Annotated in this window: 34 protein-coding genes and 1 pseudogene; 7 read left to right on the top strand and 28 right to left on the bottom strand. The window is 39.8% G+C overall.

Going from position 1 to position 26110, the window contains the following annotated elements; translation table 11 throughout:
* Positions 1 to 3: 3 nt before the first annotated feature.
* The 9 genes from coaD to DWX65_RS00595 all read right to left on the bottom strand — a co-directional run bounded on the left by coaD (position 4) and on the right by DWX65_RS00595 (position 5588).
* The gene (gene coaD / locus DWX65_RS00635; RefSeq protein ID WP_022243856.1) at positions 4 to 489 is read right to left on the bottom strand and encodes a pantetheine-phosphate adenylyltransferase; all 486 of its coding nucleotides are present in this window, start codon (positions 487 to 489) and stop codon (positions 4 to 6) included.
* 6 nt (positions 490 to 495) lie between these two features.
* Complete coding sequence (rsmD, locus tag DWX65_RS00630; protein ID WP_118172558.1) at positions 496 to 1050, bottom strand: 16S rRNA (guanine(966)-N(2))-methyltransferase RsmD; 555 nt, start codon at positions 1048 to 1050, stop codon at positions 496 to 498.
* A complete protein-coding gene (locus DWX65_RS00625; protein WP_118172557.1) occupies positions 1050 to 1544 on the bottom strand; it encodes a CinA family protein in 495 nt (164 codons plus the stop codon). Before DWX65_RS00625 ends, rsmD begins: the two co-directional genes overlap by 1 nt.
* Positions 1545 to 1555: 11 nt before the next feature.
* Positions 1556 to 2098 (bottom strand): CDP-diacylglycerol--glycerol-3-phosphate 3-phosphatidyltransferase, encoded by a 543-nt coding sequence (gene pgsA, locus DWX65_RS00620; protein ID WP_022243859.1) that lies wholly within the window; start codon positions 2096 to 2098, stop codon positions 1556 to 1558.
* Positions 2095 to 3417, bottom strand: coding sequence for a 30S ribosomal protein S12 methylthiotransferase RimO (gene rimO, locus DWX65_RS00615; RefSeq protein ID WP_118172556.1), 1323 nt, complete (start codon positions 3415 to 3417; stop codon positions 2095 to 2097). Before rimO ends, pgsA begins: the two co-directional genes overlap by 4 nt.
* Positions 3418 to 3506: 89 nt before the next feature.
* Positions 3507 to 3761 (bottom strand): DNA-directed RNA polymerase subunit omega, encoded by a 255-nt coding sequence (gene rpoZ / locus DWX65_RS00610; protein WP_022243861.1) that lies wholly within the window; start codon positions 3759 to 3761, stop codon positions 3507 to 3509.
* Between the two features lie 3 nt (positions 3762 to 3764).
* Positions 3765 to 4400, bottom strand: coding sequence for a guanylate kinase (gene gmk / locus DWX65_RS00605; RefSeq protein ID WP_117698638.1), 636 nt, complete (start codon positions 4398 to 4400; stop codon positions 3765 to 3767).
* Positions 4401 to 4403: 3 nt separating this feature from the next.
* Positions 4404 to 4667, bottom strand: coding sequence for a DUF370 domain-containing protein (locus tag DWX65_RS00600; RefSeq protein WP_117698639.1), 264 nt, complete (start codon positions 4665 to 4667; stop codon positions 4404 to 4406).
* Positions 4668 to 4709: 42 nt separating this feature from the next.
* Positions 4710 to 5588 (bottom strand): YicC/YloC family endoribonuclease, encoded by an 879-nt coding sequence (locus tag DWX65_RS00595; RefSeq protein WP_118172555.1) that lies wholly within the window; start codon positions 5586 to 5588, stop codon positions 4710 to 4712.
* Positions 5589 to 5739: 151 nt separating this feature from the next.
* Here DWX65_RS00595 and DWX65_RS00590 point away from each other — a divergent pair, with 151 nt between their 5' ends.
* Together DWX65_RS00590 and DWX65_RS00585 are read left to right on the top strand one after the other, a co-directional pair.
* Complete coding sequence (locus DWX65_RS00590) at positions 5740 to 7491, top strand: Rqc2 family fibronectin-binding protein (protein ID WP_118172554.1); 1752 nt, start codon at positions 5740 to 5742, stop codon at positions 7489 to 7491.
* 65 nt (positions 7492 to 7556) lie between these two features.
* Positions 7557 to 7784, top strand: a complete 228-nt coding sequence (locus DWX65_RS00585; protein WP_022243866.1) for a hypothetical protein — start codon at positions 7557 to 7559, stop codon at positions 7782 to 7784.
* Positions 7785 to 7935: 151 nt separating this feature from the next.
* On the opposite strand, the gene DWX65_RS15090 is transcribed toward DWX65_RS00585, so the two are convergent.
* The gene (locus tag DWX65_RS15090) at positions 7936 to 8076 is read right to left on the bottom strand and encodes a hypothetical protein (protein ID WP_197420807.1); all 141 of its coding nucleotides are present in this window, start codon (positions 8074 to 8076) and stop codon (positions 7936 to 7938) included.
* Positions 8077 to 8188: 112 nt separating this feature from the next.
* Between DWX65_RS15090 and DWX65_RS00580 the strand changes: the two genes are divergently transcribed.
* Positions 8189 to 8518 carry a hypothetical protein gene (locus DWX65_RS00580; protein ID WP_117841084.1) on the top strand — a complete coding sequence of 110 codons (330 nt, stop codon included), beginning with the start codon at positions 8189 to 8191 and terminating at the stop codon, positions 8516 to 8518.
* Between the two features lie 64 nt (positions 8519 to 8582).
* Positions 8583 to 8873 carry a hypothetical protein gene (locus tag DWX65_RS00575; RefSeq protein WP_117698642.1) on the top strand — a complete coding sequence of 97 codons (291 nt, stop codon included), beginning with the start codon at positions 8583 to 8585 and terminating at the stop codon, positions 8871 to 8873.
* Positions 8874 to 9024: 151 nt separating this feature from the next.
* On the opposite strand, the gene DWX65_RS00570 is transcribed toward DWX65_RS00575, so the two are convergent.
* The gene (locus DWX65_RS00570; RefSeq protein WP_242997779.1) at positions 9025 to 9303 is read right to left on the bottom strand and encodes a tyrosine-type recombinase/integrase; all 279 of its coding nucleotides are present in this window, start codon (positions 9301 to 9303) and stop codon (positions 9025 to 9027) included.
* Between the two features lie 61 nt (positions 9304 to 9364).
* Here DWX65_RS00570 and DWX65_RS00565 point away from each other — a divergent pair, with 61 nt between their 5' ends.
* From DWX65_RS00565 to DWX65_RS15735, 3 genes are all read left to right on the top strand, one after another.
* Positions 9365 to 9610, top strand: coding sequence for a MobC family plasmid mobilization relaxosome protein (locus tag DWX65_RS00565; RefSeq protein ID WP_442969755.1), 246 nt, complete (start codon positions 9365 to 9367; stop codon positions 9608 to 9610).
* Positions 9577 to 10506 carry a relaxase/mobilization nuclease domain-containing protein gene (locus DWX65_RS00560; protein WP_242997778.1) on the top strand — a complete coding sequence of 310 codons (930 nt, stop codon included), beginning with the start codon at positions 9577 to 9579 and terminating at the stop codon, positions 10504 to 10506. Before DWX65_RS00565 ends, DWX65_RS00560 begins: the two co-directional genes overlap by 34 nt.
* 123 nt (positions 10507 to 10629) lie before the next feature.
* Positions 10630 to 10956, top strand: coding sequence for a hypothetical protein (locus tag DWX65_RS15735; protein ID WP_242997777.1), 327 nt, complete (start codon positions 10630 to 10632; stop codon positions 10954 to 10956).
* A 15-nt stretch (positions 10957 to 10971) separates the two neighbouring features.
* On the opposite strand, the gene DWX65_RS15270 is transcribed toward DWX65_RS15735, so the two are convergent.
* The 17 genes and pseudogenes from DWX65_RS15270 to leuS all read right to left on the bottom strand — a co-directional run bounded on the left by DWX65_RS15270 (position 10972) and on the right by leuS (position 26107).
* On the bottom strand, positions 10972 to 11490 hold the full coding sequence (locus tag DWX65_RS15270) for a hypothetical protein (RefSeq protein WP_012744275.1): 519 nt from the start codon (positions 11488 to 11490) through the stop codon (positions 10972 to 10974).
* Between the two features lie 10 nt (positions 11491 to 11500).
* A complete protein-coding gene (locus DWX65_RS00550) occupies positions 11501 to 11959 on the bottom strand; it encodes a YaiI/YqxD family protein (protein WP_015514506.1) in 459 nt (152 codons plus the stop codon).
* 23 nt (positions 11960 to 11982) lie between these two features.
* A complete protein-coding gene (locus tag DWX65_RS00545) occupies positions 11983 to 12567 on the bottom strand; it encodes an SOS response-associated peptidase (RefSeq protein WP_012744277.1) in 585 nt (194 codons plus the stop codon).
* Between the two features lie 42 nt (positions 12568 to 12609).
* Positions 12610 to 13212 (bottom strand): hypothetical protein, encoded by a 603-nt coding sequence (locus tag DWX65_RS00540; RefSeq protein WP_015514507.1) that lies wholly within the window; start codon positions 13210 to 13212, stop codon positions 12610 to 12612.
* Between the two features lie 441 nt (positions 13213 to 13653).
* Entirely contained in the window at positions 13654 to 14112 is a 459-nt protein-coding gene (locus tag DWX65_RS00535) for a winged helix-turn-helix domain-containing protein (RefSeq protein ID WP_012744279.1), read from the bottom strand.
* Positions 14113 to 14117: 5 nt separating this feature from the next.
* The gene (locus DWX65_RS00530; protein ID WP_012744280.1) at positions 14118 to 15074 is read right to left on the bottom strand and encodes a D-alanyl-D-alanine carboxypeptidase family protein; all 957 of its coding nucleotides are present in this window, start codon (positions 15072 to 15074) and stop codon (positions 14118 to 14120) included.
* 43 nt (positions 15075 to 15117) lie between these two features.
* On the bottom strand, positions 15118 to 15621 hold the full coding sequence (locus DWX65_RS00525) for a hypothetical protein (protein ID WP_015514509.1): 504 nt from the start codon (positions 15619 to 15621) through the stop codon (positions 15118 to 15120).
* Positions 15622 to 15648: 27 nt separating this feature from the next.
* On the bottom strand, positions 15649 to 16833 hold the full coding sequence (locus DWX65_RS00520) for an ABC transporter permease (RefSeq protein ID WP_118172896.1): 1185 nt from the start codon (positions 16831 to 16833) through the stop codon (positions 15649 to 15651).
* A complete protein-coding gene (locus DWX65_RS00515) occupies positions 16823 to 17536 on the bottom strand; it encodes an ABC transporter ATP-binding protein (protein WP_004853372.1) in 714 nt (237 codons plus the stop codon). The genes DWX65_RS00520 and DWX65_RS00515 overlap by 11 nt, the downstream gene beginning before the upstream one ends.
* A gap of 4 nt (positions 17537 to 17540) precedes the next feature.
* On the bottom strand, positions 17541 to 18398 hold the full coding sequence (locus tag DWX65_RS00510) for a hypothetical protein (RefSeq protein ID WP_118172553.1): 858 nt from the start codon (positions 18396 to 18398) through the stop codon (positions 17541 to 17543).
* Positions 18399 to 18532: 134 nt separating this feature from the next.
* Positions 18533 to 19618 carry a sensor histidine kinase gene (locus tag DWX65_RS00505; protein ID WP_008703821.1) on the bottom strand — a complete coding sequence of 362 codons (1086 nt, stop codon included), beginning with the start codon at positions 19616 to 19618 and terminating at the stop codon, positions 18533 to 18535.
* Positions 19605 to 20306, bottom strand: coding sequence for a VanR-ABDEGLN family response regulator transcription factor (gene vanR, locus DWX65_RS00500; RefSeq protein ID WP_004853366.1), 702 nt, complete (start codon positions 20304 to 20306; stop codon positions 19605 to 19607). The genes DWX65_RS00505 and vanR overlap by 14 nt, the downstream gene beginning before the upstream one ends.
* Before the next feature lie 5 nt (positions 20307 to 20311).
* On the bottom strand, positions 20312 to 20524 hold the full coding sequence (locus DWX65_RS00495; RefSeq protein WP_008703822.1) for a helix-turn-helix domain-containing protein: 213 nt from the start codon (positions 20522 to 20524) through the stop codon (positions 20312 to 20314).
* 158 nt (positions 20525 to 20682) lie between these two features.
* Positions 20683 to 21120 (bottom strand): annotated as a pseudogene (locus DWX65_RS15730) (CHAP domain-containing protein); the annotation flags it as partial.
* A 730-nt stretch (positions 21121 to 21850) separates the two neighbouring features.
* Positions 21851 to 22057 (bottom strand): hypothetical protein, encoded by a 207-nt coding sequence (locus DWX65_RS00485; protein WP_012744284.1) that lies wholly within the window; start codon positions 22055 to 22057, stop codon positions 21851 to 21853.
* A gap of 29 nt (positions 22058 to 22086) precedes the next feature.
* A complete protein-coding gene (locus DWX65_RS00480) occupies positions 22087 to 23370 on the bottom strand; it encodes a hypothetical protein (RefSeq protein ID WP_118172552.1) in 1284 nt (427 codons plus the stop codon).
* Positions 23371 to 23686: 316 nt separating this feature from the next.
* Complete coding sequence (gene leuS, locus DWX65_RS00475) at positions 23687 to 26107, bottom strand: leucine--tRNA ligase (protein ID WP_118172551.1); 2421 nt, start codon at positions 26105 to 26107, stop codon at positions 23687 to 23689.
* Positions 26108 to 26110: the final 3 nt, after the last annotated feature.

Below are 26110 nucleotides of genomic sequence, written 5' to 3'. Positions count from 1 at the left end.
TCCTTATTTTTTGATATTATATTTATCATAAATCCGCTCTATAAACTGTGGTGGGACAAAATGCGAAATATCGCCACCATAAGAAGCATATTCCTTTACAATTGTAGAGCTGAGATAGGAATATTTTACATTCGTTGTAAGAAATACCGTATCTATCTTTGGATTTACACGATGGTTCGACTGTGCAATCTGAAGTTCATATTCAAAGTCCGTTACCGCACGCAATCCTCTGACGATAATGGTTGCATCAATTTTTTCCATAAAGTCAACTAAAAGACCATCAAAAGAAGCAACTGTTACATTCGGCATATCTTTTGTTATCTCTTTTAACATACTAACACGTTCATCTAAAGAAAACAACGAGTTTTTTGCACTGTTATTTAAAACTCCCACAACCAGCTCGTCCACTATTTTCGAAGCACGTTCAATCATGTCAACATGACCATTTGTGACCGGGTCAAAGCTGCCCGGATAGATTGCTTTTTTCATCATAGGTTATTCCTTTCTGGATATAAAGGCATGTAAATTTGTCTTATATTTTTTGCATTTATCAAGTGTAAAACCAAGCTCATCAAGATACTCAAAACCAGTCTTTAGGGACGCTTCTACAATAATTACCGTATCTTCATCTACCAGGGTCGATTTCGAAAGCAGCATCAGCACATCCTTTTCCAGCTCCTGATTGTAAGGCGGATCCATGAAAATAATCTGGAATGCCCCTTTCCCTTCCAGACTCCGGATAGCTGCCATGACGTCCATCTGCAGTAAACGGCACTGGTCATTAAATTTGGTAAAGTTAATATTATCCTGTATACATGCTGCTGCTTTTTTTCCACTTTCCACAAAAACAGCTTCTTTCGCTCCACGGCTGACAGCTTCCAATCCAATCTGTCCGCTTCCTGCAAACAAATCTAAGAACCGGCAGTCTGCAATCTCGTATTGCAGCATATTAAAAAGCGTTTCCTTAATACGGTCTGTTGTCGGTCTTGTGTCTATTCCTTCAATTGTTTTCAATGGAAGGCTTCTTCCTTTTCCGGCTATTATTCTCATCAAAATCCCTCTTTTATCAGTAAATCATTCAGTTCCTGCAATGCCGTCTCCACCGCATGCATACGCACTTCACTACGGTCTCCGGAAAATACATAACGTATAACTTTCACAAAATCATTAATTTTATAACCAATGTATACCAGTCCTACCGGAAACTTTTCACTTCCACCGCCGGGACCTGCAATACCGGTTACTGAGATTCCGACATTCGTACCGGCAACTTTTGTTACGCCACGAACCATTTCTTCTGCTACTTCTTTACTTACTGCAGTGTGTTTCTGCAAGGTCTCTTCCGATACACCTAGTACTTTATGCTTTACCGCATCCGAGTATGTGATATAAGATTCTTCCAGCACATCCGAAGCACCCGGCACATTAATCAAAGTTGCGGCTATAAGTCCTCCGGTACAGGATTCTGCAGTAGCAATGGATAAATGATTCTCCGTCAGCCTTTTTACAATTTTATCTTCCAGATTTTCCTGTCTTTTTTCCATGGGAATCCTCTTTATTTCTGTTCTTTTAAAACAGCTCTGTTTTTCCAGAGATAATCAATTAGAGATACAACCGTTAATACCAGTGCAATATAAGTAAGTACGGTTCCTAATAACTGGAAGTAACAGTTATCAAAATTAAGAATCAATACAATGACCATAAGCATCTGGAATGTGGTCTTAAATTTGCCCCAGTAGCTGGCTGCAATTACAACGCCGTTATCAGCTGCTACCAGACGAAAACCACTGATGATAAACTCACGGCTGATAATTACGATTACAATCCAGGCTGCAAGCTGTCCGGTTTCAATCAGGCAGATCATTGCGGCACATACCAGCAGTTTATCCGCAAGCGGGTCCATAAATTTGCCGAAATCTGTCACAAGATTATACTTTCTTGCAATCTTCCCATCCAAAAGGTCTGTAAGACTTGCTACAATAAAGATTGCTACAGCAATATAATTTGCATAACCCGGACAAATCGGTGCCAACATAAACACTACAAAAAACGGAATCAAAATTACTCTGAAAATTGTTAATTTGTTTGGTAAATTCATGCTAATTCTCCTATCAAATCATATTCATAAGCTCCGGTTACTTTTACTTTGGCAAAGTCTCCGGTCATTAAGGTTTCCTCTGTATTTACAAAAATATATCCGTCAATAGATGGCGCATCACGGTAGGTTCTTCCTACATAAGCATTCTCATCTGCAACTTTTCCTTCGATAAAAGCATAAAGTTCACGGTCAACCATATCTTCATTTTTCTCAAAAATAATTTCTTCCTGAAGCTCCATGACTTCCTGTTGCCACAGTTTTTTCGTCTCTTCCGGAATCTGATTTTCCATCTCGGCTGCTTTCGTTCCTTCTTCCGGAGAATAGGTAAATGCGCCCAGACGGTCAAATTTCATTTCCTGTACGAATTCCAACAGCTCTTTATGCTGCTCTTCTGTCTCTCCCGGGAAGCCACAGATTAAAGTGGTCCGGAGCGTAATATCCGGAATTTCTTCCCGCAGATGATGAATAATACGAACAAGGTCATCCTTATTGGTCTTTCTTCCCATTCTCTTTAATACATCTGAATTTGCATGCTGAATCGGAATATCCAGATAATGGCAGACTTTATCATTTCGTTTGATTGCTTCAATCAGTTCATCATCAATTTCTTCCGGATAACAGTAAAGAATACGAATCCAGTACAATCCCGGAATCTTGTTTAATTCATCCAAAAGCCGGTGCAGGGATTTTTTTCCATAGAGGTCAATTCCGTAAAGGGTGGTCTCCTGGGCTACCAGAATCAGTTCCTTTACACCGCCCTCTACCAGTTCTCTGGCTGTTGCTACCAGTTCTTCGATCGGAATACTGCGGTAGTTACCTCTGATATATGGAATGATGCAGTAAGTACAGCGTTTGTTACAACCTTCTGCAATTTTTAAATGGGCATAATGTCCACCGGTGGTAACACATCGTTTGGTATGCAAGGTCGGAAGTCCTTCCAGTGAATTTAAATTGGTATAATGTTTTCCTGCCATAACTTCTTTCACAGCAGAAACAATATTATCATAGGAATTGGTTCCAAGAATTGCATCTACTTCCGGTATTTCTTCCTCAATCTCACTCCGGTAACGCTGGGCAAGGCACCCGGTTACAATCAATGCCTTTGCATGTCCGGTTTTCTTATATTCTGCCATTTCAAGTATTGTGTTAATACTCTCTTCTTTGGCATCATTGATAAAACAACAGGTATTAATTACTATCACATCTGCCTGCGTTTCATCATCAATAATGGTATATCCGGCATCACGGATCATACCAAGCATATATTCTGAATCTACCAGATTCTTATCACAACCCAGTGATACAAAGAAAATATTCATTCATTCCTCCGTAACAGGAAAAAGTCCTGTATATATTTTTCTTTTACATGATGAAAGGGTTACCAAACCATGTTGGCAACCCCGCTATGCTACTCGTTATCTTCTGAAACAGCATCTTCTCCCATGATTTTTACCTTTCCGGTATAAAGCTCTTCTACTGCGATAGAAAGTGGTTTCTTTCCTTTGGCATTTTCAACCAATGGTTCATCTCCACCGATAATCTGTCTTGCTCTCTTTGCAGTAGCAATTACAATAGAATATCTGCTGTTTACGACCGGTTCTTCTCCGATTTCAACGTCGTTATTTACGACCTTCATTAACTCAACATAAGATGGATGTATCATAATTTATTCTCCTTTCGAAAAGCACTTCAGCTCTTCTCTGATTTTATTGATGAAATTTATATTACGTGATGCACAATCATGCTCGTTCTCAATGATGCTATGGATATTCTCCACACATGCAGGAACAGTATCGTTCACCACAATGTAATCATACTGATTCATAAACTCTGCTTCCTGGGATGCTCTGCTTAATCTTGCATTGATGGTTGCCATATCTTCAGTTCCACGATTCACCAGGCGGTTCTTTAATTCATCCGCATCCGGTGGTGTTACAAAGATTAAGATGGTGTCCGGGAAACGTTTCTTTACGTCAAGTGCTCCCTGAATCTCTATCTCAAGAATTACATCTTTTCCAGCCTCTAACTGTTCATCTACATAGGCTTTTGGTGTACCATAATAATTTCCTACATAACAGGCATGCTCAATTAACGCATTGTCTGCTATCATCTGTTCAAATTCTTCTTTGGTACGAAAGAAATAATCAACACCATCCACTTCTCCTGGTCTCGGATTTCTCGTGGTAGCTGAAACAGATAATGCATACGTATCCTTGTACTCCGCCATCAGAGCTTTCATCACAGTGCCTTTGCCGGCACCGGAGAAACCGGATACTACGGTTAATATACCTTTTCTTTTCATTTACTATTCCTCACTCAGTTTATTTCCACTAATCTCGTTAAATCTGCCAGTCAGTGTATCCGGCTGTAATGCAGAAAGAACGATATATCCGGCGTTGGTAATAATCACCGCACGGGTACGTCTTCCCTGGGTTGCATCCACCACGCACTCTTCTTCTTTGGCTTTCTGAATCATGCGCTTGGCAGGTGCAGAATCCGGCTGAATCACAGCAACAATCTTATCTGTATTTACTACATTTCCAAATCCAATATTCATAAGTGCTGCCATTTTTCACCATTCCATTCTTACTACAGGGTTTACGGAAATCATTTATTCAATATTCTGAATCTGTTCGCGGACTTTTTCAATATCCGTTTTCAGATTAATACCGGTATCTGAAATTGCAAGATCACTTGCCTTGGAAAGAATCGTATTTGCTTCCCGGTTCATCTCCTGGGCAATGAAGTCAAGCTTCCTTCCAACGGTTCCACCGCCTGTTAAAGCAGCTTTCATCGCTTCAATATGGCTCTTTAAGCGGACAGTTTCTTCATCCACACATATTTTATCAGCAAATATTGTAACCTCCGTTGCAATTCTTGCATCATCCATCTGCTTATCTTCTAAAATTTCTTTTACCTTGGTTTCTAATCGCTCACGGTATTCTTTCATAACGATTGGAGAACGTTCTTCGATAAAGTCCACATAGCCAATCATTTCATCTAATTTATTCAGAAGGTCAGTTTTTAAATTCTCGCCTTCTTTTTCTCTGGTTTCAACAAATGCCTCACATGCATTACGCAATGCCTTCTCAAGAAGTGCCCAAAGTTCTTCTTCGTCATTATCCTGTTCTTCCATTATAAAAACATCCGGATAACGTGACAATGTGCTGACACGGATATCATTTTCCAGCTGGAAATGCTCTGCCATCTGTTGTAAATATTTTAAATATTCGCCAGCAAGTTCTTCGTTGTATTTCAGTGAGAAGTTGGCTTCGTTAAAATCTTCACAGGTAATGAAGATATCTACTTTTCCACGCTGTATGTATTCTTTGATTAAGTTACGCACGGCACTTTCAAAGAAACTTAATTTTTTAGGAAGCTTAACATTTACATCCAGATAGCGGTGATTTACTGATTTAATCTCTACCGTTATCTTACGGTTGTCTTCCTCTATCTCACACCTGCCGAAGCCGGTCATACTTTTAATCATAGCTGCCTCCTAATGCATAGATATATGTATTATAGTAGAATTTTCTTTATTAGTCAAATTCAAAATGCCGTATTTATTGAAATTTTAGAAAGATTTCTTTATAATAAAATCCTGTAAAAGAATCTATTCTTTCCAAAGGAGGTCATATTATATGGCACTAGACGGAATTACCGTAGCTGCACTTACTGCAGAATTAAATCAGACAATTTTAAATGGACGAATCAGCAAAATAGCCCAGCCTGAGGCGGACGAGCTGCTGCTTACCATAAAGGCACCATCCGGCCAGTACCGGCTTTCTTTAAGTGCCAGTGCTTCCCTGCCTTATATCTATCTTACAGCTCAGAATAAAGTCAGTCCCATGACTGCACCGAATTTCTGCATGGTATTACGAAAACATATTGCCAACGGCCGGATTATTGCCATCAGTCAGCCCGGATTAGAACGAATCATCCGGATTACGGTCGAGCATTTGGATGAAATGGGCGACCTGAAAAAGAAAAACCTGATTATAGAATTAATGGGGAAATACAGCAATATTATTTTCTGTGATGAAAACGAACGCATCATTGACAGCATCAAACGGGTTCCATCCCAGATGAGTTCCGTCCGTGAAGTTCTGCCGGGAAGAGAATATTTTATCCCGGAGACCCAGAACAAGCGGAATCCCCTTGACTGTTCCTATGAACAGTTCTGTGAAAAGGCGTCTTCTCTTCCACTGCCACTTGCCAAAGCACTTACTTCTGCTTTTACCGGAATCAGTGGACAGGTTGCAGCAGAAATCTGTTACCGTGCTTCTTTAGATGCAGATACACCGATTAATACCTTAGAAGAAGACGCACTGCTGCACCTTTATCATAATTTCAGCTGGCTGATGGAGGATGTCGGAAACGCCAACTTCAAGCCATGTATTCTTTATAAAGGAGAAGAACCGGCAGAATATGCTGCCATCTTACCAACCCGCTATGAACATACGGAAGGCTATCACATTGAACCGGTAGATTCTATTTCCGCCGTATTAGAACAATTTTATGCCAGCCGCAGCCTCTACACCCGTATGCGTCAGAAATCTGTGGATTTGCGTAAAATTGTATCCACTCACTTAGAGCGAAGCAGCAAAAAACTGGATTTACAGTTAAAACAGTTAAAAGATACGGAAAAACGTGATAAATTTAAAGTATACGGCGAATTATTAAATACCTACGGCTATCAGGTTACCGAAGGAGCCAAATCAGTAGAGGTGCCAAATTACTATACCGGTGAAATGCTTACCATTCCTCTGGATGAAACACTTTCTCCACTGGACAATGCAAAAAAATATTTTGCCCGGTACAATAAATTAAAGCGTACCTTTGAAGCATTAAATACCCAGACCGAAGAAACCAAGGCAGAAATAGCACACTTACAGACCATTCAGGCTGCGCTTGCCATTGCAGAATCCGAAGACGACCTTGCCCAGATCCGGGACGAGCTGGAAACCTATGGCTATATCCGCAGGAAAATGAGCGGTAAGAAAAAACAGAAATCCAAAAGTAAACCATTCCATTATCGTTCCAGTGATGGCTTTGATATTTATGTTGGAAAAAATAATTTCCAGAATGACGAACTTACTTTCAAGGTTGCCAACGGAAATGACTGGTGGTTCCACGCCAAAGGAATGCCCGGCTCCCATGTTATTGTAAAAACCGAAGGCAGGGAGCTGCCGGATCGGACTTTTGAAGAGGCCGGCAGACTGGCAGGCTACTATTCTTCCGGCCGTGATAACGAAAAAATTGAAATCGATTATTTACAGCGTAAAAATGTAAAGAAACCAAACGGTGCTGTTGCCGGTTATGTCATTTACTATACGAATTATTCCCTGACAATTCACCCGGACATTTCCGGCATCGAAAAAATTTCAGAATAATTTAGTCACACATTTTTACTTCTTCCATATTATGAAGTGTAAGATAAATTTTGGAGGATTTGAAAATGAGTGATTTAGCTGCTACTGGCTGCGGATGTGGATGTAACGAAGGAAATAACTGCTGTTCTTTAATCTGGATTATCCTGTTACTCTCCTGCTGCGGCAACAATGGATTTGGAGGATGTGGCAATGGATGCGGCAACGACAGCTGTATCTGGATTATTTTACTGTTGCTCTTCTGTGGCGGCTGTGGTGACAGCTTCGGATTTAACAACAACGGTTGTGGATGCTAATTCATCTGCAAAGCGGGGGCCTCTCAACGAGGTCCCTTTTTCACTTTACAGGAAATTGCTTTCCTGTAAAGCAAAAAAATGCTCCGCGAGGATGCGCACTGCGGCGTATAAGGTAGATGTCGCAAGCGACCGCCGCAGGCACAAGAATGTGTCAAGACACATTCTTTGTTCTGTCATATCTTTGACCGCCTTTTTCCGGTGCGGTCAGTTTCTTCTTTTCCGTTTCTTTTTTCTTCATACATTCTTCATCTATTTCATATACTTCATTTCCGTCAATGATTAATTTTCCCATGCTGGCATCAAATCCTTTCCTGTTTCTATAAAAAGGTTCTACATTTTATTATATGCGTCAAAGTTATATTTTCCGCTGTTCCATCATAATTTAAAAGAAAAAGGATTATTTTATGGATTCTGAGTATAAACCAACCTTCTTTGACTCGCAGTTACAAAACCACCAGTTACAGATTATGAAAACCATGATTCCATATCTTTCCGCCGGTCAGCAGCGTCCCTTTGCGCTTCTCATCAAATATATGGAACTACAAAAAACAGCCCAGCTTTTTTCCAATGACACGCTTACGATTCAGGAAGTCAGCAGCCATTCTCCCCAGGAGCGGATGTTTCAGATGCTTACCGATATCAGCGAACAGTGTACACCCGGCGAGAAAGAAAATATTGAAAACTTTTTAAATATGTATCAGATGCTGTCTGCTTATGATACCCTGTTTTCCTGATTTCATCACTTTATCATTTGTTATTTTATGGTTCCCTGTCAACTTGTTAAGAACGGAGGATTTTATGAATTTAGACTTTTTGAAAGGCAATCCTGCCTTAAATGATATTTCACCGGAAAAGCTGCAGTTTCTTATGGATTTTGCTTCTAATAATACTGATACAAAGGATGCCAAATCCATGGCTTCCACGGTCATGAACGCCGCCAATAATGCCAAACAAAACGGTATGACATTTTCGAATACTGAAACAACTTTATTAATTGAATTATTAAAGCAGAATATGTCCGAAGCAGAACGTGTAAAAGCAGATAAAATGCTGCAGATGATGCAGATGTTACAGAAAAAGAAAAAATAGTCTCTTATAACGCAAGCGAGGATATGCAAAATGCACATCCTCGTTTTTTGAAATATTTATTTCTGAACAATATTTATATCTACTTGAGAATGTTGGTTTTACGCTGTTTTTCGCTATTTATCTTCTGATTTACTCTATTTTTACTCCAAATTTAAGCCAATATTTTCAGTTCAGCTACTTCTTCTTTTTTCTTCTCTTCTGAAACGTGAGTGTATAAATCGGTTGTCATTGCCAATATTGAGTGACCTAAGAGTTTCTGCACTACCTGTTGGTCTACTCCATTTTCATAACACCTTGTAGCGTATGTATGTCGCAGAGTGTGACAGGTAAACAGTTCAAATATCTTCGGCTCTCTCTTTTCTTCCTTTGCCAGTTCAATCTCTATTAGCGCTATATTGGCTCCACAGGAATACGGCAGAGTTGCTTTCAATATAAAAACCTCTGCCGCATAACCTCTATAGCCAATTTGATTATTAAACAGTGCTCGCTCGATTCTATTTATCCTCGATCCCCCGAATCGTTATCTGCGTAAGATGGCAATCGACGGCTACATCGTCAACACAGATACAACTCCTCTGAAGAAACAGTATGAGGAAATGCACAAGATTGGCATAAATATCAACCAGATTGCAAAAAAGGTAAATACCACCGGAGATCTATATCCGGAAGAAATGCAAGAATTGAAAGAGATGGTGAAAGAACTATGGCATATATTAAGATCTTCCCCATTAAAGTAACAGACAAGAAAGCTCTGGACTATATCACGAATCCAGACAAGACTGATGAAAAACTGCTGGTTTCCAGTTTTGGCTGTTCCCCGGAAACTGCTGATCTCGAATTTTCCATGACTAGAGAAATGGCAAAAAAGAATGGAATGGACAAAGGTGATAACCTGGCATTTCATCTGATCCAGTCATTTAAACCTGGAGAAGTTGATGCCGAAACTGCCCATCGCTTAGGACAGCAATTTGCAGCCGAAGTACTGAAAGGAAAATATGAATACGTGATCAGTACCCATGTTGATAAAAAGCACATTCATAACCATATCATCTTCAACGCTGCAAGCTTTGTTGATCATCACAAGTATGTTTCCAATAAGCGGAGCTACCATAAACTCTGCAGAATCAGTAATCGTATCTGCCTGGAAAATGGACTTGCCACCAGTATGCCAACCGGAGAAAAAGGAAAAAGCTATAAAGAGAACATGGAATATCATCGTGGCACCAGTTGGAAAGCCAAGCTACGTGTTGCAGTTGATAAAGCAATCTGGACTTCCATCAACTATGAGGAATTTCTACAAAAAATGCAGTTAGCTGGATATGAAGTCCGGCAGGGAAAGCATCTTTCTTTCCGTGCACCGGAACAAAAAAATTTCACTTATATGAAATCTCTGGGAAGTTATTATACGGAAGAAAACGTCCGCATCCGCTTAGCTAAAAATCGTAGCAAAGTGAAAACTCCAAAACATCTGTCCAGAGAAGCTCGCCTGTATATCAATATCTCCACGTATGTAACGACTGGCAATCGAGAAGGATTTGAACATTGGGCAAAACTCAATAATCTAAAAGAGGCAGCCCGCACCTTCAACTATCTTTCAGAAAATAACCTACTGAATTATGAGGATTTCAGGTAGCATGTTTCTGATGTTGATGCTTCTGTTAAAGCGGCTGATCAGAGAATAGCACACATCACCAGTGAGCTAAGCACGCAGAAAGTCATTCAGAAACACTGTGATTCTTACCGGCTCTGCCGTAAAGTGATAGAAGATTGCAAATCTGCAAAAAATCCAAAAGAATACCGTTCCAAGCATCTGGCAGAATACCAACTCCACGATTCACTAAAAAAAGAGCTTCAGGATCTCGGTGTTACCAAAATCCCTAGCTCTGAAAAAATCCAGAAGCGGATTGAAAATCTTGAATCTGAACAAGCTGCTACCGTCCGGGAAAAACAGAAATTACAGAAAAAGCAGAAAACACTGGATATCATTCAGCAAAATTTCTCTGTGCTGCTCGATGCTCCTGAAATCAATTCAGACTTACTTCCGGCAAAACGGGAACCTGTTTCTGTCACAAGAGATAAATAAGATTGCACTGACAACTCAATTATTCTCTTCCAAATCTTCCCAAGGTTTCAGACCCATTTCCTCCCAGGTGACACCATACGGTGCACCTCCGGAGGTATAACCGGCAATAACGAAAAATCTGTCATCTTGCAAGATTTCTTCTTTAGCCAGATTATCTCTTGTTTCTTGTTTCCGTCTTGCTCGCCTCTGCTGCTTCTTTTGTTTCGCAACAGCTGCTTTTTCTTCCGGCGTTTTCTTATGTTTTTTTGCCATAAGTGTTTCTATTATAATTCCATTCTGAATGTCTCTCAGGATACGTTCTTCATAACTCTTTTCACGCTTTTCAACAATTTTATAAAATTCTTCATATTCCGTTTTAGGAGCAAGCGATTGAACTGCCGTAAACAAACTTTTGCATATATCATTCATTTCAGTAGCATCCGGCATTCGCTGATTCTCAAGATAAAACTTCAAGTGCATTTTGTATGTTTTATCTGCTATTGCACTCTTCTGTTTTTGTTTTAAGTCTTTATAGCTTCTGTCGTTCCTCTGCATCTACAATTCCTCATCTGCCTTCTTTCTCCCGTGCCATCAAAAGCATTTTTTCAAAAGACTGAGCGAATCTTTCATCATCTTCCTCCGTCCGCTTCTTCGGTCCCTTGACATGACATTTACGGGAACTTCTTCTGGCTTTTTTACTCAGGTGACGTTCCATTAGCATCTGATCAATATTATCATCCGTGTACCATTTACCTGATTGATGAATAGCATAAGCACCTTTTCCCAATGCCATTGCAGCCACACCATAGTCCTGTGATACGACAATATCTCCTTTATGGCAGATACTAATCAGTTTATAATCTACTGCATCTGCTCCTGCACCGACAACAACAACTTTACTATAAGTCGATGACAGAACATGGTTTGTATCACACAACAACATTACCGGAACACTATTATCTTTTGCAATCTTTTCAATGATCGCAACCACTGGGCAGGCATCTGCATCAACAAATATTTGCATCTTTCTATTTCTCCTCTGAACCATTATAAGAATAAGCTCTGCTGTTCGTATTCTGCCTCTCGTTTTAGCTGAACCGGTACCTGATGCAGAATTTGCTCCATTTTCCTGTCATCGAACCAATCTTTCAGCTGTCCTTTTTCCAATATCAGCGGCATACGATCATGTACTTTTATCATAGATTCATTGGCTGCTGTAGTCATAATCACAAATCGTCGTTCATTCTCAAACCAATCACAGAAGCCAGCCATATACAATACTGGTGCATCATATCTGGAAAATGTATTTTTCTCTTTTAACCGATTCCATTCATAGAACCCACTTGCCGGTATCAAAATGCGGTGATAGAGGATTCCATTTCGAAAAGAAGGTTTGTCCATAACAGATTCTGCTCTTGCATTTATAACCAGATTCTTTCCTTGTGACAATGGATATCCCCACTTGCAAACATCCAGTTTCAATCCATGTTCTGATTTTTCAATGATCGGTGCTACATTGGTTGGAAAGATATCTCCTGCAAAATGTTCCTGCCGGATCCGTTGGTCTATATCATGCACTACTTTTTCGATTTCATCTGCCATATCAGAATCAATATAATATCTACCACACATAATACTTCCTTCACTTATAGATTCTATTTCATCAAATATACATCATTTATTTCTAGGCACTTTAAACTCAGTTAATCTATAATTTTGAATCCACCCCATACATTCTTCACCATCTTCATTCTCCCAAATTATCTGTCGCCACTTTTTATATTTATCTATAATTCTAACAACTTTCCCTTCCTCAAGCTTTTCAATTACAATCGAATGGCAGTCATGCTTCAGTCGTACAATAGATTCTCTATTAACGATTCTATATTTAGTCGTATTTAGCTCCTTCGCATCATATCCCATTCCAACGATGTAATAATTATTGACTTGTTGTGTATAATTGTAATTATTTATCGTTGTTGCTGAAGAATTCGTAACTCCCAAAACAACTGATATAATCGTAATAATAAAGTTCAGCCATTCTCGTATTTCTTTAACATCTATCGTTCGTTTTTCTTCTATTGGCAAATTCTGCTTCTCTTTATTTATCGAAAGATTCGTTGCTCTTTCATATTCCGATGCAATAGTTTCTGACACCGTATCAATATCCCATTCTTCGGATTCTGAGAAAACTTGATCGGTAACTCTTCCCAATAAATTTATATGAGGCTTCTGGCATAATGGTGGAAGCCTAACACCATAAATTAACAACACCATATTGAAAAAACACTTGTGTCCTTTAATGTATTAACTGCGAAGAAAAACACAAAAGGAGTATTCACAAGTGGCTTCAGTTAATACATTATGCAAAAGTGTCCTTAATGTCAAGAACACAGTTATAAAAAATTGTAATCTTTACTCTGATAAGAATGGAGTTAAACATATTCGTATCCAAGCAAGACCTAATAAATGGCACGAGAACGACTGCCCATTCTGCCATAAATCATGCCCTGTTTATGATAAACATTCCAGTAGTATAATGCCGAGATATTACGAAGATAACTCGTAGAAAATGCAAAGTCCAGTCGCAAGTTTAGACACGATATTGCTCTTAACAGTCGTATAAAATCAACATTTGCAGGGATTTATCAAATTCCGACATACCGTCTTAGAAAATGAATAATCCCTCGCAATTCATTATGAACTACGAGGGACTGCTTACTGACTGTTAAAGCGGTAGCCGATCTCACGAACACTATCTATGGAAAAGTGAGAGTTTGTATCACAAAGTTTTTTACGAAGATTCCGAATGTGAAAGCCTACGGTATCCTTTTCATTGCCTGCTGATATTTCGCCCCACACCTTATCATAAATCTGCTCGTATGTAAGAACACGACCTTTATTGGCTGCGAGCAAGCAGAGTATATCGTACTCTTTGACGGTCAGTTCAATTTCCTGACCGTTATTGATAACTCTGCGCCGGCTCAAATTGATTTCTAAGCCGGAAAGGGATAATGTCGGCTCATATGAAATCTCTAATTTTTCAAAATCAGGGTGCTGTTTTACAAAAGCCAGCATATCGTCAAAGGCTGTTGAGTCTTGTGCTTTGAACTCCATTATTACGATTCGTCCGATATTATCACCCCCCTTGGTTAGTTTTTTTGTCTTGGACAACATAAGATTTATTGAGTGAGATAATACGATTCATCAATCGTTTTCAGAATAAAATTCACATCGTCATAACGAGAGGAATCGGACTGAGAGCCTAAACTGCATATCAAAAACTCTTTTCCGTGCTGCTGATAAAGCACAATCAAGTTATAGTCGTCAGACAGAGAGCCAGTCTTAATTCCGCATACATTTTCGTTGTAATATTCGGATGTCGGATCAAGGAAGGCGTTTGTATTCTGCCATATTTGTGTACTGCCATCAGGCAGTGTTGCCGTATAAGTGTTTTGAGATACAATTTCTCTAAACCACGAGTATTCCAACAACCGATATACTACTTCTTTCAAATCTAAAGTGGTGGTAAGTGCCTCCATATCAAAACCACTCGGATCATATAAAACTGTGTCTAAGTACCCCTGCTGTTGCAAATGCAGGTTTAAGTTCTCCATGAAAATCCTCACACGCTCTTGACAGCTTTCTGCTTGCGGCGAAAGTAATCCTCCACAATAATCAGCAACCACATAAGCTGCGTCATTCCCTGACGGTACTAACATTGCCGCAAATAGATTGTGTAAAAAGTATTCTTTTTCCTTGATTTGAGCAACAGACGAGCCAGGTTTCGTGAGTGAAATAGCACCATAGTCTGCAACAACGATACTATCAAGGTCTGCTAAAGTTGACGCATACTCAATAACAAACAGCTTGGCTAAACTTGCAGGAATTTGTGGCTCGTTCTCGTTTTTTGAAACAAATATTTCATCATCAGAACAATCCACCAAAATCAGCGATTTTGCATTATAAGAGTCAGGAAAATCTTCTTTGTAGAGAAAACCATTTATTTTATTCTTTACCTCTCTGAAATTTTCCGGCTGCATTGCCCACGGCACAAACATTATACCTATGCCGATACAAACTACAAGCAAAAACAAAAATACTCCAAATCGTTTTTTCTTACGGCGTTTTCTCTGCATATATGTGCTCACCTCCCAACACCAAAACTCCTATGTGCCATTTTTAATCGGCATAATTTGCCTGAATACACTCTGTAAATCCAGACGGATCTCCCAACTTAGCTTTATCAATATTATCACGAAGATATTTGCGTGTGGCGTCATCACAGCGATCTGTTCCCATATAAGGCATATCAAAGGCTTTTTCGAGTTCAGCTAAGGCTTTTGCCGCCCTTTCCGAATCCGTATTGTAAGTATCAAGCCATTCCTGCATCCAAGAATATTCCCAAAGGTTAGATGCTCTTGTATCGCCATATCCTATCTGAAAAGACGCTCCCGTATCTTCGCCTTCCAAAGCATCAGGCGGCGTAAAGCCCTCCGGCCAATTCAAACTCTCAATGGTCGTTAGGTATTCTTCTTCAATGGTAGCAAAGTCCGTGAAACCTCTTGTGTTTGTGTCGGAGTCCGAAGAAGTGGAGCAGCCTGCCAGCATAATCACCAGCAAAGAAATCATAACACACAATAACAGTCTGTACGGTCTTTCGGATTTTGAGATTGTTCGTTTCATTTTGTTTCCTCCTTGAATTGAGTTTTATTATCTAAGAGCCAATGCAGGCTCTAATTTTGCTGCTTTCAATGCTGGTAATAATCCGCCCAATAATGCTGTAAGCACAGACACAGCAACTGCAACAACAGCAACGCTGATTGGATAACTCGGTGTTCCCACCGGGGAATCCACAGGGAGCAACGCTCCAATACAATGCACCAAAATCAGCGAAATCAAAATAGCTGCAAAGCAAACGAATATTGATAAAATCAACTGTGAGCCTAAAACCAATGCCACAATATTTGTTCGTGAAGCACCTATCGCTCTGCGGATCAGCAACTCATGTGTGCGCTGTTCCAATGAAGATAGTCCGATATTGATCTGCCCTAATACGGAAACAAACAGCAACAAAAGCGAAGTAACCAAAAGCCCTAATTGCAGTATGGACAATACCGAATCATAGGTATCTCCAATATCACTCCGCCCAGAACTTTCCCAGTAACCGCCAATGGTATCAGTCAAAATGTCGCCAAGGGCAGAATGTATCTGTTCGATTGTCAGTCCTGTTGTGGGATGCCAATACACATTTGCATTTTGTACTTGCCACATTGCTGGTGCGAAATTGAGGATCGCCGCAGAATCCGCATAGATAGTCGGAAAATCCCTGCCATCGTTTACTACTCCGACAATATTGAATGGGGTTAACGAAAGTGTGCTTTTTACATTTCCTGCAGCATAGGGCGAATCATTAAAATAGTTTTTAGCTTCTTTGTTTATGACCACTTCAAGCGATCCGCCCTCACTCGAAGGCTCTAACCATCTACCGGATGTCATTGGAAGATTATAGACTTGACTATATGCCTCCGTGGTGCAAACTAAATCAAAAGCCATCAGGTTTTGGTAAACATCATTCGGCGGTATTGGCGTTAAATCTTTCATTGGTGCAAATCGAATATCTTCTCCCATAGAAAAAGTAACAGCGGCTACATCATCAATGGCTTCAAATCTCTGGAATAATTGTTCCATTTTATTTCTATCGTGAAAATCGGATTCCGTTATCACGAATGAGTAAGTAGGTGACCAGCCATATACCTGTGCGTTTACGGAAATCAAATACTCCCGTCCAAGCGTACCAACTAATACCGATCCAAGCATTGCGATAATGCCTACAAGCATTGAAACACTTGTCAGAATACTTCTAAGTGGAGACAGACGAAGGTCTTTAAGTATCATTTTTAGCACAAGTTATCCTCCCTCCATCCATTTCAAAAATCGTATCACAGGTATCTGCAATATCAGGATCGTGCGTAACCAACAGCAGCATAATTCCATTTTCTTTTACGACGCTGTGCAACAGTTCCATAATCTGCGTTCCCGTCTTTTTATCCAACGCTCCCGTAGGCTCATCACATAAAATGGCTTCCGGAGATACTGCAAGCGCCCTTGCGATTGCAACTCTTTGTTGTTCACCGCCGGACAAATTGATTGGGTAATCATTTTCCTTGCTTTCTAAGCCGACACTTTTTAGCAAGCCTGTAATTATCTCGTGACGCTGTTTGGCGGTAAACGACTTTTTGGCATAGAGTAGGGGTAATTCGATATTTTCCCATACCCGCAAGTGCTTAATCAGAGAGTAGTTCTGAAATACAAATCCGATATTATTGGCTCGCAGTATAGACAGATCACGGTCTTTCAAAGCAGAAATAGATATACCATCATAAAGGTACTCGCCCTCATATTCCCGATTTAACAAGCCAATAATGGATATAAGGCTTGTTTTGCCTGAGCCGGACTTTCCGACAATGGCATAACTGCGCCCTCGTTGCAATTCCATATTAGCGTTGGTTACTGTTGTCAGCATATCGCCATTATTCAATTTGACGCTTGCTTTCAAATCCTTTATTTTGATTAAAGTCTTTTCGGAAATTCCTTTCATTTTATCAAATCCCCCTCGGATCAAGGTTTGGCGGAGTAGCAGAAACTACATCGCCCTCCTCTAAGCCGGACAGTATTTCTATATTGGCTCCGTCTGTCACACCCAATGTCACTTTTGTTTCCACTCTTTCTCCATTCGGAGTAATTACAGTAACCAATCCCGTCCCTTGTCTACCCGCTATTACCGACAGCGGCAATATAAGGACATCATTTCTCGTTGTCGCCGTTATGACTACCGTTGCACTTTGCCCCGATTTCACATCGACTGTTTGACTGATCAAGCATTGCAGAATGCCCTCTTGCGGCACGATTCCCGTAAACGCATTTTCATCTGCGGCAGGCGACACCACGGCAATCATATCGGTTGGTCCTACACCATCATATACTTGAAATTTTGCTTTCAACTCTGCATACTCCGGTAAGGTACTCAAAAAATTATCTGCCTCTACATTGAGGGCAAATCCTGTATAATGCACTATCGCTACGGGATAATTACTCAGTACGCTTTCATTGGATGGGGCAATAGAGGTAATTGTACCATCCACCGGAGATTTCAATTCTTTGCCGTTCACAGTTCCAATAATTTGCCCGGCAGTGATTTTTTCTTCTAATTCTACCGCTGTATTAAATATGCCATTTTCGGGTGAGAAAATAATAAACGGTACTGCCGGAACAATAGTCGTTTGCGTTGAAACGGTTGGAGTAATTGTCCCTCGTACAACTGATACCGTTTTTTCTGCGGATGTTGCGCTATCTGTAAGATTGTTTTCGTCTGTCTGCCCAATTGCAGAGCAGGCAGATAGCGTAAATACAAGAAACAAAATAGAACATAGCAGCATTTGTTTTCTTAGCAACTTCATCATTCCTCCTTATGCTGTATCACAAAAAATACGAGCCTCTATCTTGATACTTTTATTGTACCAAAACAGAAGCCCGTATTTTCTTGATTGCTCGTAAGATATTCCTCTTTTTTTCTATGCAAATTCTTACAATTTTCCTACGCCAACGGCAAAGTAATTGAAAACTTGTTTTGATCCTCTTGGCTCTCTGCAACGATTGTACCATTGTGTAGTTCAACAATCTGCTTTGCAATCGCCAAACCTAATCCAGCTCCTCCACTGCTTGTACTTCTCGCTGCGTCAAGCCGATAAAACTGCTCGAAAATCCTGTTTAACTTTTCTTCCGGCAGAGTATCGCCGTGGTTACAAAAAATAATGCTGACCGTATCTTCCTGACATTGTGCGCTGATCGTGATATCCGTATTTTCAAAACTGTAGATAACCGCATTTCTCAAAAGGTTATCAAAAACACGCTGAATTTTGTCTGCGTCACATCGAAGCATTATATCATCATCAACACAAAGATTACATTGCAAATTCTTTGATTTGAGCATAGGCTTAAATTCATATACAAGTTGCTCCAGCAGGCGAGTTAAATTGATTTTCGTGTATTGTAATGTAATATCGTATATATTGAATCGTGTTATCTCGAAAAACTCGTTAATCAGATCCTCTAACCGTTCTGCCTTACCAAGAGTGATTGAAAGGTACTTTTCTCGAAGTTCCTTTGAGATTTGCGACTCATCACGCAGTAAAGTAAGATACCCGATTACAGAAGAAAGCGGTGTTTTCAAATCGTGTGCAAGATACATAATCAGGTCATTTTTTCGCTGCTCATTTTCTTTTGCAAGCCTTGCATTACTTTCAGCCTCTTGTTTTAACTGATTGATGTTAGCGGCGATTTCACTCAACTCCGGGGACATTTCAATGTAACTGACATTCTGATCGAACATTTTTCCTGTCGCAGCCTGTACCTCGTACACATAGGCGACTACTTTTTTCAAAAGTAGGTATGTCATGTATATAATACAGCCACCCCACACGATTACAGCCACTATATAAAGATATACTGTTCTGTAATACAAGTAATAATACAAAACATACTTGCGGAGAATTTCCTCTGCCATAATTCCTAAAAGAAAAGTACCGCCAAAAATAAGCACAGAGCAAATCGCACATTGAATTACATACCCTTTGAACAAGGTAGAGAGCAGATAGTTTTTTTCTTTTTTATTCAATTTCATACCCTACCCCCCAAACAGTTTTAATGAACTTCGGATTTTTTGAAGGTTCATTCAATTTTTCCCGAAGCCGCCCAATGTGCGCCATTACCGTATTGTTACTGTTGCGAAGATACTTTTCTTTCCACACGGCTTCAAATAATTCCTCCGAGGCGACAACTTTACCCTGATGTTCGCACAGATACCACAGAATAGAAAACTCCAACGGAGTCAAGGCTATTTCTTTGCCATACAAGTAGCACTTGTGGCTGACTCTGTTTATCAGTAGACCTCTGATGTCATACTCGTCTTTTTCTTCGGATTGGCTCAAATTAGGACTGTTATAGCTCTGATAACGCCTTAATTGCGTCTTTACTCTTGCCACAACCTCTAAAGGATTAAACGGTTTCGTTATATAATCATCCGCACCAATCGTAAGCCCCATAATCTTGTCGCTATCCTCAATTTTGGCGGTAAGCATAATAATAGGGAAGTAAAACTTTTCCCGAATTTTTTGGCAAAGTCGAAAACCATCAATATCCGGCAGCATAATATCAAGTATCGCTAAATCAATCTGCGACTGTTTGATACATTTCATCGCCTCTAACCCATTATAACATTTATATACTGAATAACCATCGTTACTCAAATACACTTCAAGCAGATCAACGATTTCTTTTTCGTCATCCACAATTAAAATCTTCTTGTTCATTGATCCTACACCTCATTTTCGGGTACGGCTTCCATTATGTCGCCAAAATCACACTCTAAGTATTCGCATATATTCAACAGCACGGGAAGGGTAACATTTTCATTTTTTCCGAGTTTCGCAAATGTACTTTTGCTTGCCCCGACCGCTTCTCGTAATTGACTCTTTTTCATTCCCTTGTCAATCAGAAGTTTCCAAAGTTTGTTGTACCGTACTTTCATTTCCGCACCTCCACCCAAATATAGTTTGTATTATAGCACTTTGAGAGTGAAATCGCAATTATTAAGTCTGTATTTTGAGACTTTTAGTTTTCAAACCGGCACAATATCTTTCTGATATGTAATCCAACCGCCTGCAAAATGCAGGCGGCTTGTGTATTTTAATAGGCAGGTGCGCCGTAGCCAAGAATCTCGTAATAACCGATAGAATACTCATTGACTCGGCAACTGTCGCCGGAGTTGCCCTCGACCGTATAAACCTTGCCGTTTTCGACCTTTTGAACAATACCCGTATGGTCGGATAATCCATCCTGACCACTTTCGTCTGCCCAATCGAAGAAAATAATCATTCCGGGGGCAGGCTCGGCGCTGCCATCCAGCCATTGTCCACGATCCTTAAACCATTGTACTCCGTTGACACAGCCTGCATATTTTGGGATAACTCCAGCGTCGATATAGCCGCACTCGTTGGCACACCAAGATACAAAGCAAGCACACCATTCTACACGGGAGTTAAAACCGTACCACGACCAATACGGCTGACCGCCCACATTGCCAACCAGAGAGAGTGCAACGGTCACGATCTGTCCGTCGCCGCCTGTAATGCCGTAAAGCACCTGTGACCAAAGGTAATTGTTTTCATCTGCAAGCAGTTCAGCGAGGTAGCCTTTCTGTTCTTCGTTAAAACCATATTGCGCCGCCATTTCCTCGGCAGTCTTGTGGCTGACGGTAATATACAGATAGGTTTGTGTGACCGTGCTTTCAGTTTCCACGATATTACCGTGTCCGTCATCGGTTTCGGTAATAACTGTTTCGGTCTTGCTCTCTGTTCGGGAAGATATTTGATTCATCTCCCAAAAGATGTCTTTTAAGAGTTGCTTTTTGCCATCGTCCATTGTGGCAACCTCTTGGGGGTTATCTTGATCCGTATTCGTTTTTACAGAGTAAACGGCAAGCACCTCTTTCCAAACGGCTCTGCTGCCACTCATTTCAAGAACATCATAGGATACCGAGTTCTTTTCCTCTTGCAGCTTGGTATCGTATTCGGTATTGATTTCCTGCACAACGGTCTGCATACTCATTCCAGTGCCGGAATCTTCGTCTGAGAAGAAAATGCCAAATACTGAGCCGAGGATCATACCAATCAGGCAAATCACGATAATAACCAAAACCGCCACCCAGCCGCCTGCGGCGATAGCGGCAATCAAGGCTTTCGTTCCGGCAATAATCGCTTTAATGGCAAGTGCGGTCGCTTTGGCAATCGCCTTTACCGTAACCACGGCGGCTTTTGCCGCAGCCCTTGCCGCTTGTGCTGCTCTCTGTGCAGTTTTAACCGTAATGATTGAATCCACCTAAAAATCCTGGATTGCTATGCCCCCGCTTATGCCCCTTGTCATCATAATGGTTTAAACCGCCAAAGAATCCTGGTCGACTCTCACCTACTTTATGCCCGTTATTGTCATAATGATTCATACCACCAAAAAAGGAAGGCGAACTATGTCCGATTTTCTTTCCATTTGCATCATAGTCGTTCATACCACCAAAGAATCCTGGTCTGCTCTCGCCTACTTTTTTCCGTTTGCATCATAATGGTTTATGGATCCAAAGAATCCTGGTCTGCTATATCCTTTTTTATCCAAAGTTCCTTCTTCATCATATTCTTCAGACAGATTTTTTATATGATGTACTTCTACGTATTTTGTTCCATCTTGTTTTTCTATTGGCATTCTTTGCTCATTTGAACATAATTGGCATTCATAATCATATGCTCTTTTTAGTTTATCTATTAACTTATGATTTCGTTCTATCTTATTTTCTGATATTTCTTTTTTTCTGATTTCCTGCTCTTCCAAATCTATAATTTCATCAATTTCCTCTGTTAGTTCTTTTATCGTATTACTTTTTTTAGAACGAACATACCCTAATGACAAAATATACTCATCTATTGACATTTCATTCAACTTTGCTACATTATATATTGTTTGATAAATTTTGTCTTGTGAAGAAAAATATACGATATTGGGTGGCTCTATAATGTATTTACTTAACTCTTTCTTATACTTTATATTCTTATTTTCAGAAACATACTCATCAGCACGCCTTGATTTTTTATATCCATAAAAATCAAGAAATTCATCTAAATGCATTCCACAATGATGTGCATAATTTCGAATCCATTGATTTTCTGGTGATGAACTTAATTGTACAACACCATCAACCATATGTTCCTCAAAAAATTTGATTATTCTAGAATCTCTAATTGAATCCTTTTCTGTTAAACAACTTTCAAATCCAAGAAATTGAGCATATTCTTTTCCTTTCATATTTCTTTTATGAGCCGCTTTTTTAAAAAGCTGTTTAGAATCTCCATTTAGTAAAATACATTCCTTTTTCAAAATGCTATCCCGTTCACTACATTTCAGCACCTCATAGTCCATTTCATTATATATATTCATTTTTTCAACTATTGAAAGAGTTTTTAAATCCTCTGGAACAAATTCATCAAACATACATTTAACACATTTTTCATCAAAATATATTAAACATATTTTTCCATCCCTACTATTTTTAATAAGATACCGTCTTTGCTGTTTCTCATTCCAATAACTGAATTTGTGGTACATTAACATTTTTCTAAAAATTTTCTCATCATCTTCTGATAACATTTCCATAAACCAAGATGTATAATGCTTTATCCCATGAATTAACACTTTATTGACATTTGCTTTTGTACTCCATGTCATATCTGCTATTTCTTGATTTGTCATCTGATACTCGTAATATAATTTCTGTATTGCCTCCGAATCTAATTCCGAAGTAGTACCCCGATATTTTTCTGTATTTTCCATTACAATTTATCTCCCTACATAAACATATAACTATCTGAATAGATTTTACCATAATTGACAAGCAAAGTCACATTTCTATAAAAGGATTATAGCAAACAAGGATATGCAAAAATGCATATCCTTGTTTATTTGAAATATTTACTCCATTTTCTTTCAACTTTTACTCCAAATTTACTCCATTTTAAAAATCTGTTACGATATTATGCGGTATTCTATGATACCTTTTCTTTGAAGAAAAATGTCTGCAAACCTTGATTTTAAGCGAACTTTTCAATATTTCCAAGCACTTTATTCTGTTGTGAGAATTTCTTCTCAATTATTTCATTACAATGTTAATAATTTTGCCCGGTACATAAATCTCTTTGATCACATTGCCGGTAAGCTTATCTGCAATTGCAGCTTTTCCTGCAGCAAGTGCATCCTCTTTGGAAGCATCTTTTGCAATGCTGACAACACCCTTTGTCTTGCCGTTAATCTGTACTGCAATTTCAACTTCATCATCTTCCATTGCATCTTTATCATACTCCGGCCATCTTTCTGCAAATACAGAAGTATCATGACCAAGCTCGCTCCACAGTTCTTCTGCAATATGTGGTGCAAATGGAGCAAGAAGAAGCACATAAGTTTCAAGTGTCTTCTTATCTACGCCGCCCTTCTTGGAAAGGTCGATCAGTTTGTTGTTGTATTCCATGAATCCTGAAATTACAGTATTTAAGCTGAAGCTTTCCAGTCTCTGGGTGATATCATATACCAGTTTATGACGAATCTTGACCAGTTCTTTGGTTTCAGCAACATCTGCATCCTTCTGGCTCATTACAAGATTCCAGAATCTGGTGATGAAACGGTATACACCATCGATTCCACGATCATCCCACTCAGAATCCAATTCCGGTGGTCCAACAAACAGCTCATATAATCTTAAGGAATCACAGCCGTAGTCACGAACCAGATCATCCGGTGAGACGACATTTCCTTTAGATTTACTCATCTTGATACCATTCTTACCGGTAATCATACCCTGATTAAACAGTTTGGTAAATGGCTCATCAAAGTCAATTACTCCGATATCATATAAGAATTTGGTATAGAAACGGGAATACAGAAGATGCAGTACTGCATGCTCTACTCCACCGATATACATATCAACCGGAAGATATTTATCTGCTTTCTCGCGGCTTACTAATTCATCTTTGTTCTTGTTATCTACATAACGTAAGAAATACCAGGATGAACCTGCCCACTGAGGCATGGTATTGGTCTCACGTTTTGCAGGCTTACCACAGCAAGGACATGTGGTATTTACCCACTCCGTAATATCTGCCAACGGTGATTCTCCGGTACCTGTCGGCTGATAAGATTCAACCTCCGGTAACAGTAATGGAAGCTCTTCTTCCGGAACCGGAACTGCTCCACAATGCGGACAGTGTACGATTGGAATTGGCTCGCCCCAGTAACGCTGGCGGGAGAATACCCAGTCTCTTAATTTATAGTTGGTTGTCTTCTTACCAAAGCCCATCTTTTCAATCATTTCCGGAGCTTCTTTCTTAAGAACGGACGACTCCATTCCATTCCAGTCACCAGAATTAATCATAATACCTTTTGCTTCGGTATAAGCTTCGGTCATATTTTCAATTTCCTTACCATCTTTGGCAATAACCTGGATAATTGGAATATTGAATTTCTTTGCAAATTCAAAGTCACGGTCATCATGTGCAGGAACACACATAATTGCTCCGGTACCATAATCAGCTAATACATAATCAGAAAGCCAGATTGGAACCTTTGCACCATTCAACGGATTGATTGCATAAGAACCGGTAAATACACCAGTCTTTTCTTTATCCTGCAAACGATCTACAGAAGATTTCAGGGATGACTGATAGATATAATCCTCTACTGCAGCTCTTGTCTCATCAGTTGCAAGCTCTTTTGCCAAAGCATGCTCCGGTGCAAGTACCATGAAGGTTGCTCCGTGAAGAGTATCCGGTCTTGTGGTATAAACAGTAATCTCTTTATCGCTTCCATCCACCTTAAAGTTGACTTCTGCTCCATTACTCTTACCAATCCAGTCAGTCTGCATTTTCTTAACCTTTTCCGGCCAGTCAAGCTTATCAAGGTCTGCAAGAAGACGGTCAGCATATTTGGTAATCTTAAGCATCCACTGCTTTAAGTTCTTCTTGGTAACATCAGCACCACAACGCTCACATTTACCATTTACAACTTCTTCATTGGCAAGACCAGTCTTACAGGATGGGCACCAGTTAATTGGCATCTCTTTCTCATAAGCAAGTCCGGCTTTAAACATTTTTACAAAAATCCACTGTGTCCATTTGTAGAATTCAGGATCGGTGGTATTTACTTCCATATCCCAGTCATAGATTGCAGCAATTTCCTGAATCTGACGCTTGATATTCCTGATATTTTCAGCGGTAGATTTTTCCGGATGAACACCCATCTTAATTGCGTAGTTCTCTGCCGGAAGACCAAATGCATCCCATCCCATCGGATGAATGACATAATATCCATGCATAAGCTTATAGCGGCTCCATACATCAGATATTACATAGCCTCTCCAGTGACCTACATGGAGTCCGTTTCCGGATGGGTATGGAAACATATCCAGACAATAGTATTTCGGCTTCTTGCCATCATTTACGTTAATTGGCTTATCTTCCCAGACTTTACGCCATTTCTGCTCTACCGCTCTATGATTATACGGTACTGTTGTTTGTGACATCTT

It is taken from the genome of Roseburia sp. AF20-18LB, assembly GCF_003461185.1.
Classification (GTDB): Bacteria; Bacillota; Clostridia; order Lachnospirales; family Lachnospiraceae; genus Roseburia_C; species Roseburia_C amylophila.
The sequence above is the reverse complement of the archived record's forward strand: the minus strand, read 5'-3'. Positions and strand labels throughout refer to the sequence as shown.